The organism is Metabacillus idriensis (assembly GCF_009674765.1).
Lineage (GTDB): Bacteria > Bacillota > Bacilli > Bacillales > Bacillaceae > Bacillus_P > Bacillus_P idriensis.
This window is the reverse complement of the sequence record NZ_WKKF01000001.1, coordinates 906,205-923,351: the sequence shown is the minus strand read 5'-3', so window position 1 is coordinate 923,351 and position 17,147 is coordinate 906,205. Positions and strand designations below refer to the sequence as shown.

Genomic DNA, 17,147 nt, shown 5'->3' with positions numbered 1-17,147 from the left:
TCATACGAGGTTTTCCTCTTTAAGTATCCAAACAGCCGCTTCAAACAGAGTGTCAAACCGGTAATCTGCACCATGATCCTCTGAACCGATTAAAATCGTTTTCGCGCAAGCGGCCTTGCCTGCAAGGATATCAACATCGCGGTCGCCGATCATGTAGCTGTGCTCCAGATTGATTCCATGCTTCAAAGCAAGAGTTGTGATCATGCCAGGTCCTGGCTTTCTGCAGCTGCATCCGGCATACGGGGCATGAGCGCAATAAGCAACCTCTTGAATACGGCCGCCCTCTTTTTCAATTTCCCCGATCATTTTTTGATGAATCCGCTGAAGCATCTCCTCTTTCATATAGCCAAGCCCTACCCCTCCCTGATTCGTCACGACAAATATGGTAAAGCCTTTATCATAGAGAAGCCTTACAGCTTTTGCTGCTCCTTCTAAAAGATAGAGCTGGGACGGATGATTCACGAATTTGACGCGGTCCGATAAAACTTCATTTATCACGCCGTCACGATCCAGAAAAATAGCTTTTTTCAAGTTAAAACGCTCCCTTTCATAAAAAGAATTCTAATGAGAAATTGTAAGTTAAAAAAATGCAAAAGGACGATTGCCATGTATGTAAAACCAATGCTTCCAACCCTTTCAGCCCAAATTCCTGAAGGAGGAAAGTGGAGCTATGAAGTCAAATATGATGGATTCAGGGCCATTTTGTCCATTTCAGAAGAAGAAACTACTCTTATCAGCCGAAACGGAAAAGATCTTGGCCCGCTTTTCCCTGAAATCATAGATGCTGTCCAATCTATCTTTGACAGGCTGCAGGAATTTATGCCGTGCACATTTGACGGTGAGCTCGTGTCATTAAAAAACCCTTATAAAGCATCCTTTGAAGTCATCCAGCAGCGCGGCAGGATGAGGGCTAAAGACAAGATCAGCCAAGCGGCAGAAACAAATCCGTGCCAGTATATGATATTTGATATTCTTGAATGCAAGCACGAAAAAACGGCTTTTTCAGATTATCTTTCACGAAAAGAGAGACTGAAAAGCATTGCAGCAGCATGCGGATTCCCGCTTGAACCTATAAAAAACAATCAGCTCATTCAATATGTCCCGTCCTTATCTAGGACCCTATGGAGCAACATTCGGGCATTTGATTCGGAAGGAATGATTGCAAAAGAACACAAAAGCAAGTGGGAGGCCGGAGTGCGCACGAAATCCTGGCTGAAAATAAAAAATTATAAATATGCTTTGTTTTTCATTATAGGATATGACAAGAAGAATGGGTATTTTAAAGCGGGTGTATACAAAGGAGAGAAGGTGATAGACGCTGGTGTTTTTTCTCACGGGCTCGAGGGATCTGACCGTGATTCTTTAATTAAGATTCTAAAGGAAAATAAAGATAGGGAGGATTCACAATGGATCACGATTTCCCCTGCGATCTGCGTGGAGCTGCAATTTCTGGAGCTCTATAAAAATCAGCTGCGCGAGCCATCTTTTTCAGCATTCCGGTTTGATCAGCATCCTGCAGAATGCACATGGGAGCAGCTGAAGCTGAATGCTGTTTCGTTTCACGAAGAAGTCCAGATCACACATCCTGATAAACCGCTGTGGGAAAAACCCCTGCGGACGAAAACAGATTATCTGGCTTATTTAACGGAGATTTCCGACTATATGCTTCCTTTCTTGAAAAATAAACTTCTGACGGTTATTCGATATCCGCACGGAACGTCTGATGAAGCCTTTTATCAAAAAAACTGTCCGGATTATGCGCCAAAGTTTGTGGCAACCTCGGAGCAGGACGGTATTGACTATATCTTGTGCAACGATATCTCCACCTTGATCTGGCTTGGAAATCAGCTCGCCCTGGAATTTCATATCCCTTTCCAGACCTATGATTCCTCCTGTCCGAATGAAATTGTCTTTGATCTAGACCCTCCATCGAGGAATGATTTTCACTTGGCGGTTTCAGCAGCGTGTGAGATGCGCAAGCTCTTTGACTCATTCGGCCTTGCTTCTTTCCCAAAGCTATCAGGCGGAAAAGGCATTCAGATTCATATTCCCATGACCAAAAATCGTTTTTCATATGACCAGACAAAAAAGTTTACATCTTTTATCGCGAATTACTTAGTCAATGCTTTCCCTGAGCTGTATACGACCGAGCGGCTCAAAAAAAACCGGGGAAACCGGCTGTATGTCGACTATATCCAGCATGCTGAAGGTAAAACGATTATTGCCCCCTATTCTGTAAGGGGGAATCCTGATGGTGCATTTGTGGCGGCCCCTCTATACTGGGATGAAGTGACGGAAGATCTGAGGGTTAATCAATTTACTATGGAGGTTGCATCAGAGAGAGTAAAAGATGGATGCCCATTTCAAGATTACTTTACTTCCCCGCAGGACGAAGTGATTGAGCAGGTACTTGATTTTATCTCTAAAAATAAATCACAGCAGCCTTTATAATTAAAAGGTAAATGGATAAAGTTAGTAAATTGCCCGTTTTGGAAAGGATTTATGCGATTTCGGCAAGTAAATTACAAAGGCTGTTTTCGCATAGATTGTTGTTTTTGATTATAAATGTTGTCCGTTCCTTTCCGCTGCAGGAACTTGCTTTCCGCGGGGAGCGTGGAAGCCTCCTCGGCGAGCCTGCGGGGTCTTCCATTTCGCTCTATTTTCCCGCAGGAGTCAAGTTCCTGCAGCGTAGATCCACTAATGGTTTAAAACATCTAGTCTAAAAGCAACAATATTTACGAAAAGAGCCATTCCAAAACAATAAGAGTGCTCCAATCCTCAGAGCACCCTCATTTTTACTTATCCGAATCTTTCTCTTTAACAAGCTTTGTAATCTGTTCCAGCAGATCGACCATTTCTTTTTGGCTGTATTTCGCTTCAGCTGAATCCTCTTGGTTTTCATGCTTAGCATCATGCACACGGGCATCAATTGGATAACCATCTGCAGCGGCTAGTTTTCTGTTCATCGTGCGGGTCTCTTTATCAAACAGACTGTAGATGATTGGAATGACAAACAGTGTGAGGAACGTGCTGGAAATAAGCCCGCCAATCACAGTAAGCCCCATCGGCCTGTTGATTTCCGTCCCCTCACCAATTCCAAGCGCGAGCGGGATCAGACCAAGAATGGTTGTTAATGCGGTCATTAAGATTGGGCGGATTCTTACCTTTACCGATTCAACGAGCGCCTCATATGTTCCATAACCTTCTGCTTTTTTCTGATTGATATAATCAACTATCACAATAGCATTATTCACGACAATACCGGCAAGGACGATGATTCCTATGATCACAGTCAGACTGATGGATGTTCCGGTTGCAAGCAGCGCTGCCGCAACACCGATGATCATAAGCGGTACGGTAAACATAATGACAAATGGATATTTAAACGATTCAAACTGGGCGGCCATCACAATATAAATGAACACGACAGCCAGAACGAATGCCAGAATCATATCGTCGATGCTTGATTCGAGCAGCTCTCTGTCTCCGCTGAAGGAAATATCCGTTTCCTCCGGCAGCTTTAAGTCTTCTATTTCCTGATCAATCTGATTTGACACATCTCCAAGGTTTGCTGAGTTTTTAAACTTCACTGTAAACTGAACGGCACTTTCTTTGTTGATGCGCTGTACAGAACTTGGACCTTCGCCTGTTTCAATTGATGCTACCTCTTTCAAGGGTATAAACGTGCCATCAGGCTTTTTCAGCTGAAGGTTAGATAAGGCGCTGATGTTTTCTGTTGCATTTTTGGAATAGCTGACTGAGACATTGTAGATTTCATTATTTTCTGCATTTTCAAGCTGAAAGGCATCCGTTCCGCGTGTTGCATCTGCTACGACCATGCCAATCTGAGCAGGAGCAAGTCCCTGATCAGCTGCTTTCTTCCTGTCTACGTTGATTTGAATTTCTTCTATTGTATCTGTTAGATCTGTTGTCACCTCAGTCACATCACCAAGCTCAGTGATTGATTTTTCAACCCGTCTGACTGATTTCTTCAGTCTTTCTGCATCTGTATCCCTGACATTAAACGTTACCGTGTTAGGTGAAGAACCTGAAGTGGACTGAACATTGAATGAAAGCTCAGCAGAACGGTTCACTCCATGTGCGGCACTCTCAATTTCCTTTTTAGCATCATCAATAAAATCAAACGTTGAAATCTCGCGTTTATCGCTTTCCGCCATTTTCACATAGACCTCGGCAATGTTGGTGCTTGCCGTCCCTCTGAAAGATTGCTCCTGAGTGGAACCGATCAAACTCACATACAGCTCGACATCCTCTTTATCCTCAAGCTTCTCTTCAATCGCCTCAATTGTTTTTTCTGTTGTTTCAAGAGCCGATCCATTTTCCAGCTCAACATCGATAGTAAAGAATCCTTCATCTGTATTCGGCAGAAAGAGTGCCCCTGCTTTTGTTAAGCCGAAAAGGCTGGCCCCGAATAGAACGAAAGTGAGGATGAGCACTAGCGCACGGTTGCGCAGGGTCCACCTGATTGCTGCATCAAGCCGCCTGATAAATGCGGTATCACGTCTTTTCTCTTCCAGGTTTTCAGATGGCCGCTTAAGCAGTCTGCTTGCAAGCATTGGGACAATCGTTAAAGCGACAAACAGGGAGGCAAATAAACTGAAGGCGATGGTTAAAGCAAACTCCGTAAAAAGTTCCCCGATAATTCCTGTAATAAAGACAACGGGCAAGAAGACGGCCACTGTCGTAAGAGTGGAGGCAATAATTGCCGGACCCATCTCTCTTGCTCCTTCATAAGCTGATTTCTTTGGATCCTTCCCCATCGATAAATGACGATAGATATTTTCAATCACAACAATCGCATTATCAACAAGCATGCCAATTCCAAGCGCAAGGCCTCCGAGCGTCATGATGTTCAGCGAAAACTTTGAAAAATACATCAGGACAAAGGTCACAATTACAGAATAGGGAATGGCGATCCCGATAATAAGCGGACTTTTTACGTTCCTTAAAAAAACAAAAAGAACGATCATCGCCAGAATGCCGCCGATCAGCAGCGTATTCAGCATGTTGCCGATCGCCTGATCAACATAATCTCCCTGATCAAACAGGACGTCTGCTGCAATCGATTCGTATTTTTCATTTTGAAGGAGCTCATCCAAGTTTTCCTGAAAAGCCTTCGATACAGCTGCCGTATTGGCATCTGACTGCTGAAGCACACTTAAAAGGATAGACGGCTGCTGATTGGCTCTTGTAATCGTGTCAGATTCTTGAGGTTTTAAGGCAACGGTTGAAAGATCCGAAAGCCGTACATCATCACCGCTGCCTGGATCTTTGGCAATAATAATTTCTTTTAAAGTCAGAACTGAGTCTATCGCGGAAATCACCCGCGTCGTCAGCTGTTTTCCCTCAGTTATAATCGGATCACCGGGCATCGTCACCACATTTGAACGGATGGCATCAACAACTTCGGACTGACTCAGCTGATAGGTTTTTAACTTATCTTCATTCAGCTCAACCTTTAATTCCTCAACGGTTAGCCCTGAGAGATTGACGTTGGCTACACCTTCAGTTTTCGTCAGCTCCTGCTCTAAGTCTTCAGCCAGCTGCTGCAGTTCTTTCCTGTCACCGTCAGAAGTAAGCGACAGCTGAATAATCGGGAATTGTGCAGGATCAAATTTTAAAAAACGTGGTTTATCCGCATCATCAGGCACAGGTACATCTGCAATTCTGCTCTGAATTTCATTTTGTATATCATCAATTTTCGTCGTCCATGAAAATTGCATCAGAATTAAGCTTGCACCCTCTTGAGAGGTTGACGTAATCGTGTCAATGCCTTCTAAAGTCGAAAGCGATTCTTCCAGGGGCTTAGAAATTTTATCAACAACTTCATCCGGGCTCGCTCCCTGATAGTTGGTAACAACAATTCCAACTGGCGGATTAATGTCAGGAATGAGTTTTAGCGGAATGTTAATAAAAGAAACAATGCCCAAGATCAGCACTAAAAACATGGTTACAATCGTAAAGACGGGTCTTCTAATGGAAAAAGAACTTATTTTCACGCTGCTTTTCATCTCCCGGATCTGTATCTGATAATCGTACTGATACTATATTAAACGCTGATCTTCATTACAAGTTTTAACATGTTTTGAGCTCGTATTCCGTCGTAATAGAAAAAGAAAACATATTTGGGCGGGCGGCAGTCAAAAATAAGCCTTATCCTTACATATTTGGAGCCGATCTATGCCTAATTTCATCTGGTTTTTCCTGCTGTTTCTCATAAGCCTGTTCCTTGCAGCTTCTGCTGCAAAAAAAGACCCGCAATTGCTGATTCCCTTATGGTTATTCAATGCAGGTCTTGCATACTTATTTGAAATTCTCATTTTTGTTTTCTTTCATTCATACACGTATAAGCCTGAAGTTATCGCAGACCCTTTCTATGACAGCACATTTGGATCGCTTTTCAGCCAGGTCATGATTGTACCGATGACAGCTGTCGTCATCGCCTTTTTCAGACTCGGTGTTCCAGTCATGCTGCTGATCAGTTTATGTATATCTGCAATAGAGGTCCTGTTCTTGCATTTAGAAATATACGAGCATCATTGGTGGAAAACTTACTTTACAACCGCTTTCCTTCCTGTTGCATTCTATATTTCTTCCGTCTGGTACAGCCTTTTGAAAAATGGGAATCTCACAGCAAAAATGATGTCCCTCTATTTTATTAATGTAACAATCACGCTTTCATTGACTTGGGCTGCAACTGTTCCTTTTTCTATGTATCATTTTCAGCCTGGCTGGTTTTCGGATGCAGCACGAGATCATATTGCGGGCAACTCCATCTTTTATTGCCTGGCAAGCTTGATTTACACACTTATGACGCTGTCCAAAAACAAATCAGCCAAGTCCCTTTTATTTATAAGCTTGCTTTGCTTTCAAGCCATACTATTTCAGCTCGGTACTGTCGTAAGCGCAAACGGATTTGCTGTATTCGCAGGTCTTCATTTGTTTTTTTCAGCAGTGAGCGGTCTTATTTGGATTTCTTTCTTTAAATAAACATTTCTTTCAATTAAGAAAGAAATCGTTTATATTACAAATAGTAATGATTACGTTTTAAAGGTGAAATAACATGAATTCAACATTATTAGACTTGTTAACGAAACAAATACTGGCTGCCCTCCCTAGTGAAAAACGGGAGCTTTATCAATTTATTGAACATGCGGAGGAAAAGCTTGCACAAAAGGCAAAATCAAAAGACCAGTTCATTCAGCTGCTCGTCAGGCATTCACCCTATAAGCAAGCCGCAGAACACTTTTGTATGACCTATGATCAGACGGCCAGACTCATGCAGGAAATTGAACATGAAGTGAATACAAAGCTTGACAGCCAAACCAGAAACATCAAATGGATGGATTATACAAAGAAAATGAATGTGGAAAATACGTACTATTTTCTGTTTAAACAATAAAAAATCCCGGCATGTGCGGGATTTTTTAACGAAACAATAAATGCTGGCTATGAACGCCTGCTTTTTTCAGCAAGGCCATGAGCTGCTGCTGCTCTTCAGTTGAAAGCCCCGAAAAGGCGCGCGCCATTCTAAGCGTGTGAATCGGGTAAATTTCATCCAGATAGGTTTGACCTTTTTCAGTCAGCTTCGCATAGACAGACCGTTTATCTTTTGGATCTTGTTCACGGTAGATAAATTCATTTTTTTCAAGCTTATCAATAACATAGGTCACATTGCCGCTGACAAGCAGCAGCCTTGAGCCGATTTGCTGAAGCTTTTGCGGGCCCTTCGTGTAAAGCAGTTCAAGCACTGAAAACTCCGTCGGATTAAAGCCATGTTCTTTGCTGTCGCGGATGGAGTGCTCTGACACACTTTTAAAAGATCTTGCAAACGTTTTAAATAAATTCAATGAAAGTTCAAGTTCTTCATCTGTATAAGACACCATTCTCATCGCCCTCTTACTTTAACATTCTTAAAATGTCTTAAAATTCACACAGTTCTATCATTTATTCTACTATCAATCCTGTGTTTTTTGAAGTAGTTTCTTTTTTTGAATCACTAGATTCATAGGGAGCTTCACTGCGGTATAAAGATTCCCTTTATAATGTAAATTGGACTAATTGAGGAATCATACTAGTCCATTGATTCCTCTTTTTCTGAATTTGACCTGTTTTTTGGTCTCATACAGGGCCTTTGATTCCTCTTTATCAGGATTTGACTTGTTTTTTGAACTCATACAGGGCCTTTGTTTCCTCTTTTTCAGGATTTGACCTGTTTTGTGGACTCGTATAGGTCCTTTGATTCCACTTTTCAGGGAGTTCATCTGGAATGAGGAATCCTTCATGTCCATTGTCCCCACTCCTAATTAATACTTTGCTGGTGACCATCTCCTAAAATCCTCAGATCTTCTCTCCTATTTATATTGGCAAAACGGCCGGGATTCTTGAAATTAGATTCGTCTAAATAGACGGGATTTAATTGATCCAGCAAGGTCATCATCTTTAATTGTTTTTGATCTAATAATCTCTCAATCTCAGATAAAGCTGAACAATGATATAAGGCGCATAGAGGATGACATTTTCCGTGTATGACAGGGATGACAGCCGCCTGTTTTTCATTTATGCCTGATAGGAGAACTGTCAGAATCTCCTTATCAATAAGCGGCATATCGCATGCCAGTACGAGATACCATTCTGCCTGAACCTCATTCATGGCTGTATATAGTCCTGCGAGAGGGCCCATACCCTTATATTTGGCGCTATCCCCGAAAAATTGAACGTTCTCATTATAATGATCTGTTCGGCCGATAACTGCCACGGTTTCTGTTACCGCTTTCAAATTTTTTAAAGCAAAATCCAAAAAAGTACTTTCTTCGAATGGCTCAAGCGCTTTATCTGAACCAAACCGCCGTGACTGCCCGCCGGCTAAAACGATACCTGCAAGTTTCATTCCCATTTAGCCCCTGCCTTCACATCTTTTTCTCATCTTAACACACAATGATTATTGGAAGCTATTATCTCTAATTTCATTTTATAAGGAGAATGGAAACAGATGAGGAAAATCATTGAAGAAGCACTGCAGGAATTAGCGAAGAATGAAGAAATCTCCATCCAGTATGCCTGTGAATCAGGAAGCACAGCATGGGGCTGTCACTCTGATGAAAGCGACTATGATGTCCGTTTTATCTAAATAAGAAAGAAAAATTGGTATTTGCAGATTGATGAAGGGAGAGATGTGATTGAGGGGTCTGCAGAAGGGCTGGATATCTTCGGCTGTGATCTGAAGAAAGCGCTGAAGCTTCTTAAAAAATCAAACTCTTCATTAAAGGAGTGCTTCATTCTCCTTTTATTTACGCAGAAGATAAGGTGTTGAATCATTTGTAGCCGTATCCTTCATATTCAGATAATGGCGGACTGTGGAAAAAGGAAAAAAGCTAAGCATTTGCTGAATATAGTAAGACCTATTTTGTATGCATAGTGGGTGCTGAACCATCAAACGTTTCCCTCGCAGTCAATTGCTCAATTGCTGCATGTTGCACCTGCAGCGCAGCAGCTAAAAGAGATATTTATTTCATTGCTCGCAAGAAAAAAAGCCGGAGACGAACTCGACTTTGAACCGAGGCTATTATTATTACATGAATTTATCGAAAACAGCATGCGCGAAATTGATTCTGTCATCCGAAAAGTTTCTCCAAGCCCCAATAAAGACAAGATCACATACAGGTTGAATGCTCTTTTTTTAAACACTCTGAACTCAGGTTCAAACAGATTTTTTATGTGAAAGCTTGATTAAAGGGATATTGTTATAAAAATAATGATATTCCTTTTTTAACTCTGACAGGGTCATGCTGCTTAAAACTTCTGGATTATAAATGCCAAGCGATAATAGCTTCTTGCAGTAAAAGGCTCTTTGATCTTCCAATGCTTTTTGGAATAATTTACTCATATTCTCATTTCCCCTTTCATTTTGTCCTCTCTTAACTCTACCCTCTAATTGTTGCCCTTCAGTTAAGTGAGTGTAAAAATTCACTGACATGTGTTAAAAAGCTGTAAATGGTCGACACTAGTTTCTAAATCGATTCAGGAGATGATGAAACAGTGAAGCATATTCGGCCGGCAGCTTTCCGCAAAAACCATCAAGATCAAGACATTTACTTCCTTAATACCCTTGAACCAAAGCATGAACAGCTCTTTTTCGCACGCCTTTCTATTCCAGATGAAAAGCTTCTATTTTTATGTGCATATGAAACGAATCTTAATCGTTTCGGTGATGTAACTTCATTATTCACAGAAGAATACATCCATGAGCTGACTCAATATTTAGCAGGCTATTCCTCCTCAATCCCCTCAGCAGCCAATCAGGATGATTTTTTCAAGAAACCATTTTGCACAAAGCGCAAAAATTCATGAGCATCTTTCCCGATAACGGTCTGAAGATCCTCAAGCATCTCATCCCTCCTTACATCTAATTCCACTATTTTTTTGGCAATTTCAGCTGCCTTCTTCATGTCCATGCTGTCTCCTCCTTCAAACTCTTATTGTTAGTTTAATAAGAACCAAAACTTTTATCAGCATTCTTGTCAATAAACCTTACATACTATTTTCTTTTTCTCACAAACCGTGTTAGATTTTCTCACAAAACTTCACTTTTTCAATTCAGAGTGAGGTATAATTGGAAAAAGAATCTAATGTGCGGGGTGGAAAGATGGAACAGCACGACCACTCATATAAAGACAAAAAAGTAATTTCAATTGGAATTGTCAGCGAACTCACCGGCTTATCACTAAGGCAGATCCGCTATTATGAAGAAAGACATTTAATTTCTCCCCAAAGAACAACACGGGGAACAAGAAAATATTCATTTTCTGATGTGGAGAGGCTCATGGACATCGCAAACAAACGGGAAGATGGGGTACAGACTAATGAAATCCTAAAAGAAATGCGAAAAAAAGAAATGCGCAGCAAACCGGATTACCGCAAAAAAATGCTCGAAGGCCAGCTTAACGCGCAATTTCATTTTCGGAATAAGAAATGAGCGGCAAAAAATTCATATCAATGATGCACAAAAAGCTCAGAGTCTTTATGCTCTGAGCTTTTTAGGTAAAGGTTAATAATAATCAAGCATAAAACATAGTGGCATCATACTCGAATGTATTCAACCCGAAATGTCTAAAATTGAAACCGATTAACGAGTTTGCTCAGTTTTCCGGACAAGTCTGATAAGGAATCTGCGTTGCTTGAGATTTCTTCCATGGACTGGCTGGACTGTTCTGCGGATGCAGCTGTTTGTTCTATTCCTGCAGCTGCTTCTTCCGATACGGATGCAATGCTTGATATGGATTCATTCATTACTTGACTGTTTTTCATGATCTGATTTAAATCCGTCTGAATGGTGACAATTCTAGTTGACATATCTTCAATAAAAGCTTTGATTTCAGAAAAGCTTTCCCCTGTTTGATGAATGGATTTTGCCCCTTTTACAATTTGCTTATATCCGAGTCCAAGGTTTTCAGCTACTTCTTCCGTTTCTTTTCTGACATTGCCCACAATTTTATTAATATTAACAATCGACCTTGATACTTGTTCAGCAAGCTTGCGGACTTCATCTGCCACAACTGCGAATCCTCTCCCATGTTCTCCGGCACGTGCAGCTTCGATTGCTGCATTCAGAGCCAGGAGATTGGTTTGGTCTGCGATGCTTTGAATGACGTCTACTAAAGTGGAAATCTGTCCTGATTGCTCATCAAGACGCTTCACTTTCAGCACGGTATTTTCCATTAGATCATTAATGCGGTTCATTTGACTGACAGACTCGCTCATTAATGAATAGCCTGTTTGTGATTGATTCAGCACTTCGGCAGAAGCCTTTGCGACAGCCTGGCCATTTTGGTTGGCGATGTATATCGAATTCATCAGCCCGCCCATTGTTTCAGCAAGATCGGACGCTGAGTTTGCCTGTGTTTCTGCACCTGAAGACAGCTCCTGCATGGTTGAGGCAATTTGCTCGCTGCCTGCCTTTAGCTCTTTTGATGAAGTTTGAAGCTGTTCACTCTGCTCTGCAACAGACAAAGAAGCTCCTGAAATATCTTTCACAATGCCATTCAGCTGCTGATTCATTTCATTTACAGAATGGATGAGGTCGCCAATTTCATCGCGTGAATCGGATACAAGAGGCGCATGATTCAGCTGACCATTCGAGATCGCCTTCATTCGGCTGACGATTGCTAAAATCGGTTTTGTGAGCGCATTAGAAATCCGGATGGCCAGGAAGACACCGATTGCGACAATCACAACTGAAAACACAATCCCAAGAATATTAATAAACCGGCCTTGATTAATGATTGCATCTCCATCCTCGATAATGGCCTTTTCTCGCTCACTGGCGAGAGAATCAAACCCATCTGTCAGTTCATCGGCAAGATTTTGCACATCCCCGCGGAGCGTCTGGTTCGCCGTTACTCTCATTCCGGAATCAAAACTTTTAATGACTTCTTCTTCCACGATTTCTTCCCATTCAGCACTTTTTTCCATTAACTCACGGCTTTTCAGGTTATCTCTTTGGGCAAGAAGTTTTTTCTGCAGGGCCTGACTTTCTTCAGTCAGCTCATAATATTGATCTTTATATTCATCTTTTCCATAAATAAAATACGCTCTAATAAGAGACACGCGCTGCGTAATATTATCTCTGAGCTTTCCTTCTGCGAGAAGCGACTGCATATCCTCCTGCACAATCTGCTTTGTTTGGCTGTTAACCATGCTGAAACCAATAATATTAAACGCCGCCATCAAAAGACTGAGCACAATAATAACCGAAAAACTGCCAAGCAGCTTCCCTTTTAACGTAAATGATGCAAAACTCTTTTTTTCTCTCGGGTTCCTTTTATTTAACCGTTTCATCTTTTAGGTGCCCCCTCTTTTCTGAACTATAGACAATATTCCTCACTTCAGTTCCATTTCTCCTATGAAATAAGGCTCATATCTTGTTCATCGGCTATTTTGACAGAATATTAAGAGAGAGAATAAGAAAAGCGAAATCAATTTCTTTAACCCGGCTGAACAGGCAATTGGAAAACACTCGAATTATTTCCGAAAGCACACGAATTATTTTGGAAACCCTGCGAATTATTACCGAAATCCCATGAATTAATTTGGAACCCCGCCAAAAGCTGCGATGCTATTTTTCTGCAAGGAACAAAAGCGGAAGCGCCTAACAACAAAAAAACAGCGCATATGCGCCGTCTCTCTAAAATATTTATACAATTTTCGGATGGTCTGGTTCAGAAACGATTTTCGGGTGATCCGGCTCTGATACAATCTTCGGATGATCCGGCTCAGAAAATAATCCAACTCCTGCTGCAAATGCTAATGAAAAAACGCCAGCGGTGATGCCCATAACTATTTTTTTCATGACAAGCTCTCCCTTGTTATTTAGTTTGCATATGCTCGTTTCAAAGCGCTGCATACGATTTGGTAATATTGAACGGCTGATTTGTATTTGTGGCGATCTTCGAAATAGGATGCCATAAGCTCTGAATACTCGATGATATACTGCTGTTTTTCGTGCTCTATAAAATATGGGATAACGACTTCCATCATAAAATATTCAAATTCAGAAGTGAGATTATCCTGCAGTAAATATTCATAGATTTTAAAATGATAGTGATATTCCTGATTAGGGTTATTTTCTAATATGGTTTTGCCCTCTACTATCCATTTCTCAGCCTCTTCTTTATTTTCTAATTGATAATAGGCATACAGAATCGAAAAAATCGTGCTTAATGATTCATTCTTATCTTTAAATTGCAGAGCTTCATTGTAGCGATCAATTGCCTGTTCATATTTTCTGGTGATTGAACTGAGATACCCCATATTGTGATAGATCATTCCAAGCAGACTTTTATCATTCAGCTGCTCAGCAATTTTCCTTGCCAGCAAGTAGCTTTCTTCTGAGCGGGTATGCTCCTCGCACCGCAAATAATTAATTCCAAGCAAGATCTGACACTCCGCACATCTCATTAGATCATATCTTGATTGATATATATTTAAAGCAAAGTGAGTGTACTGGATGACCAGTGCCGCTTTTCTTAATTGACTCAGAGTCAGGGCAATCGAATAATAGAGATCTGCTTCCTCCCACTTCTCAAACGGCAGGTGCTTCGTTAAAAAACGCTCCGCTCCTTTAAGGTGCATGAGGGCCGAAGAATATTTACTTTGAAGATAGTGATGAAGGCCGACAAATTTCTCGTAATAATAGGTCATCTTTTCTTCGAAGATATCTTTGTACAAATTGATTTTTTCAAGCAATGCATCCGCTTCTGCAAACTCTCTTTCAGTCAGCAAATACCTGAATTCAAACAGTACAAAGTAAATCATGGCTGTTGTGTCACTTGATGATTGGATTTCTTTCTGCAGGTCAATGTACCTTTTTTTCAGATGATCGTGCTTGCGGTGAACGATATCGTGATACCAGTCAAATAAGGATTTCATCAGAGGGATTTCTTCTTCTTCAATGAGGTTGATCTCAAGCCTGTTGCATAAGTAATCAAGGACCTCAATACTTGCGGTCGTCTGATTGTTTTCGATTTTCGATAAGTAAGAAGTGGAAATGATGCCTCGTGAAAGTTCCTCCTGCGTCTTATTCTGCTGTATGCGATAGAACCTTATTCGACTTCCGATTTCCATATTCAGCACCTCATCTATACTAATCTGTATGTTTAGTTCTCTCTTTATTATGCCGAATCCTTTTGCATTCGTATTGGGAAAATAGACTCAATTTTTCTGAATAATACATAAAATAAAGACCCATATTTCCCAATATGCAAAAATTCCAGGAAACATCCCTCCTATTTATCCCTATTATTCCTGAAAATAGCCCCACCTTTCCCAATACAAATGAACCTATTAAAATGGTAGCATAATTGATAGAATAGTCAAACTTTTTTAGACTCTATGATTATTCTATACTATTTAAGGGGGTTTATTCATGAAAAAGTGGAAGGCTCTGAGTATTTTGTTTGCTTTTATTCTATTTTTCTCCATGATTTTTTCTGCACAGGCTGCTGACGCTATTTCAGCTAAGAAAGATTATTTAATAGGGATTAAGGCATCTGTCAAAGATTCTAAAGGTAAGGCAAACATAATCTATGGTGCCGGCGGCAAGGTCAAGCATCAATATAAATATATGAATGTTGTCCTCGCTTCTCTGCCTGATCAGGCTGCTGCTGCTCTTCAAAAAAATCCGAATGTCACTTTTATTGAGGAAGATTTTGAAGCACAAGCGAATTCCCCAAATAAAAGCAGATGCTGTTCAATCTTCGGGAGTTAAAGGAAGCGGCGTAAAAGTTGCTGTTCTTGATACAGGAATTGATGCCTCTCATGAAGATTTGAATGTGGCAGGAGGCGCAAGCTTTATTTCCTCTGAACCGAATCCGTTTATAGATGATGACAGCCATGGAACTCACGTAGCCGGGACTGTCGCTGCATTGAATAATTCAACAGGTGTTTTGGGCGCTGCTCCGGATGTCTCACTTTATGCTGTAAAAGTTCTTGATTCTACAGGAAGCGGCACTTACAGCGGAATTGCTCAAGGCATTGAGTGGGCGGTTGACAATGGAATGGATGTCATTAATATGAGTCTTGGCGGCAGCGGGGATCAACTGCTCTGCAGCAGGCTGTCGATCAAGCTTATCATAAGGGCGTTGTTGTTGTTGCCGCTGCTGGAAATAGCGGCACAAAAGGCAAACGAAACACAATCGGCTATCCGGCCAAATACAGTTCCGTTATTGCAGTAGGTGCAGTCGACTCCGCGAACAGCCGGGCATCTTTTTCAAGTGTCGGCTCAGAGCTTGAGGTTATGGCTCCGGGTGTCAGCATTTTGAGCACGGTTCCAGGCAATAAATATGCCTCTTTTAACGGAACGTCGATGGCATCGCCGCATGTAGCAGGTGCAGCCGCATTAATTCTTTCTAAATACCCGAACATGTCAAATATCGAAGTGCGGAACCGCTTGAAAAATACAGCAGTTCGACTTGGTGATCCATTTTACTATGGTGCAGGACTTATCAATGTGCAGGCTGCGATCCAATAAAGAAAAAAGAGCTCAGTCCTTTTGGACATGAGCTCTTTTTCAGGTATTAGACAACTTTTAATTCAACCTCGATATTTCCTTTTGTTGCTTTTGAATAAGGACAAACACCATGAGCTTTCTGTACAAGCTCTTCCGCTCGTTCTTTTGATATGTCTGGAATGTGAACTTCTAAAATAACAGATAAGCCGAAACCAGAATCGTCCTTCCCGATCGATACATGTGATGTAACAGATGTTTGGCCGATTTTTTCGCGCTCGGTTCTTGCTACGAGATTTAAGGCACTGTCAAAGCAAGCGGAATATCCTGCTGCAAATAATTGTTCAGGATTCGTTCCCTCTCCGCCTCTTCCGCCAAGTGCTTTTGGCATATCAATGGCAAGGTCAAGCTCTTTGTCTTTCGTTTGGACTCTTCCTTCTCTTCCGCCTGTGGCAGTTGCAGTTGCTGTGTATAGTTTTTGCATGCTATTATCTCCATTTCGTTTTATAAGATTAAATTGTGCACAATTTGTTTTTGCAAAACTAATATAACAACGGTATACTGTGTTTGTCAATCAATAAATGTCGGGAGCAATGAACCAATGCCATCAGATAAACATCCACTCAGCCTGGAACATCAGCTTTGTTTTTCCATTTACGCGTGTTCCAGGGAGATGACAAAAATGTACAGACCCATTTTGCAGGAGCTTGAGCTGACATACCCTCAATATTTGGTCATGCTTGTTTTGTGGGAGCATGAAAAAATGAGCGTGAAGGATTTAGGCAAGGAGCTCTTATTAGATTCAGGCACACTCACCCCTCTTCTAAAAAGACTCGAAGAAGCCGGTTTAGTTGAGCGCATTCGTTCAAAAGCAGATGAGCGCAAAGTAGAAATCAGTTTAACGGCAAAGGGCCAAAACCTGAAAGAAGAAGCGTACCGTGTCCCTGAATACATGCTGAATTCAAGCGGTCTTTCGCGGGAAGATTTCGAGAGGCTGAATCACGAATTTCGAAGTCTGCTTAAAAAACTGACTTCTTTATAATTATTTTTCTTTAAAAAACAACAGGTGTTTAAAACAGGTAAAAAGTGACGATATATAAACTATTCACGGATATTTTGCATG

The 17,147-nt window shown here is 41.2% G+C and carries 17 protein-coding genes and 2 pseudogenes; 8 read left to right on the top strand and 11 right to left on the bottom strand.

The genetic code is table 11. The features are described from left to right. On the bottom strand, positions 1-531 hold the full coding sequence (locus GJU41_RS04540) for a D-glycero-alpha-D-manno-heptose-1,7-bisphosphate 7-phosphatase (RefSeq protein WP_070876035.1): 531 nt from the start codon (positions 529-531) through the stop codon (positions 1-3). 75 nt (positions 532-606) lie between these two features. Here GJU41_RS04540 and GJU41_RS04535 point away from each other — a divergent pair, with 75 nt between their 5' ends. Then, complete coding sequence (locus GJU41_RS04535) at positions 607-2,451, top strand: DNA ligase D (protein ID WP_070876036.1); 1,845 nt, start codon at positions 607-609, stop codon at positions 2,449-2,451. A 344-nt stretch (positions 2,452-2,795) separates the two neighbouring features. Here GJU41_RS04535 and GJU41_RS04530 read toward each other — a convergent pair whose 3' ends face one another. After that, positions 2,796-6,020 carry an efflux RND transporter permease subunit gene (locus GJU41_RS04530; RefSeq protein ID WP_083328386.1) on the bottom strand — a complete coding sequence of 1,075 codons (3,225 nt, stop codon included), beginning with the start codon at positions 6,018-6,020 and terminating at the stop codon, positions 2,796-2,798. A gap of 181 nt (positions 6,021-6,201) precedes the next feature. Between GJU41_RS04530 and GJU41_RS04525 the strand changes: the two genes are divergently transcribed. Together GJU41_RS04525 and GJU41_RS04520 are read left to right on the top strand one after the other, a co-directional pair. Then, the gene (locus GJU41_RS04525) at positions 6,202-7,011 is read left to right on the top strand and encodes a hypothetical protein (protein ID WP_070879429.1); all 810 of its coding nucleotides are present in this window, start codon (positions 6,202-6,204) and stop codon (positions 7,009-7,011) included. Between the two features lie 73 nt (positions 7,012-7,084). Further along, positions 7,085-7,423 carry a hypothetical protein gene (locus GJU41_RS04520; RefSeq protein WP_070879428.1) on the top strand — a complete coding sequence of 113 codons (339 nt, stop codon included), beginning with the start codon at positions 7,085-7,087 and terminating at the stop codon, positions 7,421-7,423. 25 nt (positions 7,424-7,448) lie between these two features. Here the strand turns inward: GJU41_RS04520 and GJU41_RS04515 are convergent, their stop codons facing one another. The 3 genes from GJU41_RS04515 to mobA form a co-directional block, all read right to left on the bottom strand. Continuing rightward, positions 7,449-7,907 (bottom strand): MarR family winged helix-turn-helix transcriptional regulator, encoded by a 459-nt coding sequence (locus GJU41_RS04515; protein WP_396653165.1) that lies wholly within the window; start codon positions 7,905-7,907, stop codon positions 7,449-7,451. A 183-nt stretch (positions 7,908-8,090) separates the two neighbouring features. After that, complete coding sequence (locus GJU41_RS04510; protein WP_070879426.1) at positions 8,091-8,312, bottom strand: hypothetical protein; 222 nt, start codon at positions 8,310-8,312, stop codon at positions 8,091-8,093. An 11-nt stretch (positions 8,313-8,323) separates the two neighbouring features. Further along, positions 8,324-8,911, bottom strand: a complete 588-nt coding sequence (gene mobA, locus GJU41_RS04505; protein ID WP_070879425.1) for a molybdenum cofactor guanylyltransferase — start codon at positions 8,909-8,911, stop codon at positions 8,324-8,326. A 102-nt stretch (positions 8,912-9,013) separates the two neighbouring features. Here mobA and GJU41_RS24890 point away from each other — a divergent pair. Both GJU41_RS24890 and GJU41_RS25460 read left to right on the top strand, forming a co-directional pair. Next, positions 9,014-9,334 (top strand): annotated as a pseudogene (locus tag GJU41_RS24890) (DNA polymerase beta superfamily protein). 108 nt (positions 9,335-9,442) lie between these two features. Then, positions 9,443-9,742 (top strand): hypothetical protein, encoded by a 300-nt coding sequence (locus tag GJU41_RS25460; RefSeq protein WP_070879424.1) that lies wholly within the window; start codon positions 9,443-9,445, stop codon positions 9,740-9,742. On the opposite strand, the gene fbpA is transcribed toward GJU41_RS25460, so the two are convergent. Together fbpA and GJU41_RS24595 are read right to left on the bottom strand one after the other, a co-directional pair. Then, a complete protein-coding gene (gene fbpA, locus GJU41_RS04490; RefSeq protein WP_070879423.1) occupies positions 9,722-9,907 on the bottom strand; it encodes a Fur-regulated basic protein FbpA in 186 nt (61 codons plus the stop codon). The genes GJU41_RS25460 and fbpA overlap by 21 nt on opposite strands. Positions 9,908-10,319: 412 nt before the next feature. Continuing rightward, complete coding sequence (locus tag GJU41_RS24595; RefSeq protein ID WP_165970943.1) at positions 10,320-10,475, bottom strand: hypothetical protein; 156 nt, start codon at positions 10,473-10,475, stop codon at positions 10,320-10,322. Between the two features lie 191 nt (positions 10,476-10,666). On the opposite strand from GJU41_RS24595, the gene GJU41_RS04485 reads away from it, so the two are divergent. After that, positions 10,667-10,996, top strand: a complete 330-nt coding sequence (locus GJU41_RS04485; RefSeq protein WP_070879431.1) for a MerR family transcriptional regulator — start codon at positions 10,667-10,669, stop codon at positions 10,994-10,996. A 134-nt stretch (positions 10,997-11,130) separates the two neighbouring features. Here GJU41_RS04485 and GJU41_RS04480 read toward each other — a convergent pair whose 3' ends face one another. The 3 genes from GJU41_RS04480 to GJU41_RS04470 form a co-directional block, all read right to left on the bottom strand. Beyond that, complete coding sequence (locus GJU41_RS04480) at positions 11,131-12,858, bottom strand: methyl-accepting chemotaxis protein (RefSeq protein WP_070879421.1); 1,728 nt, start codon at positions 12,856-12,858, stop codon at positions 11,131-11,133. Between the two features lie 355 nt (positions 12,859-13,213). Continuing rightward, positions 13,214-13,369 carry a hypothetical protein gene (locus GJU41_RS04475; protein ID WP_154318085.1) on the bottom strand — a complete coding sequence of 52 codons (156 nt, stop codon included), beginning with the start codon at positions 13,367-13,369 and terminating at the stop codon, positions 13,214-13,216. A 20-nt stretch (positions 13,370-13,389) separates the two neighbouring features. After that, entirely contained in the window at positions 13,390-14,643 is a 1,254-nt protein-coding gene (locus GJU41_RS04470) for a helix-turn-helix transcriptional regulator (RefSeq protein ID WP_070879420.1), read from the bottom strand. Positions 14,644-14,944: 301 nt separating this feature from the next. Between GJU41_RS04470 and GJU41_RS04465 the strand changes: the two are divergent. Beyond that, positions 14,945-16,048, top strand: a pseudogene (locus GJU41_RS04465) (S8 family peptidase). A 46-nt stretch (positions 16,049-16,094) separates the two neighbouring features. Here GJU41_RS04465 and GJU41_RS04460 read toward each other — a convergent pair. Further along, the gene (locus GJU41_RS04460; protein WP_070879419.1) at positions 16,095-16,508 is read right to left on the bottom strand and encodes an organic hydroperoxide resistance protein; all 414 of its coding nucleotides are present in this window, start codon (positions 16,506-16,508) and stop codon (positions 16,095-16,097) included. 117 nt (positions 16,509-16,625) lie between these two features. On the opposite strand from GJU41_RS04460, the gene GJU41_RS04455 reads away from it, so the two are divergent. Further along, entirely contained in the window at positions 16,626-17,066 is a 441-nt protein-coding gene (locus tag GJU41_RS04455; RefSeq protein ID WP_070879418.1) for a MarR family winged helix-turn-helix transcriptional regulator, read from the top strand. The last annotated feature ends 81 nt before the right edge of the window (positions 17,067-17,147 follow it).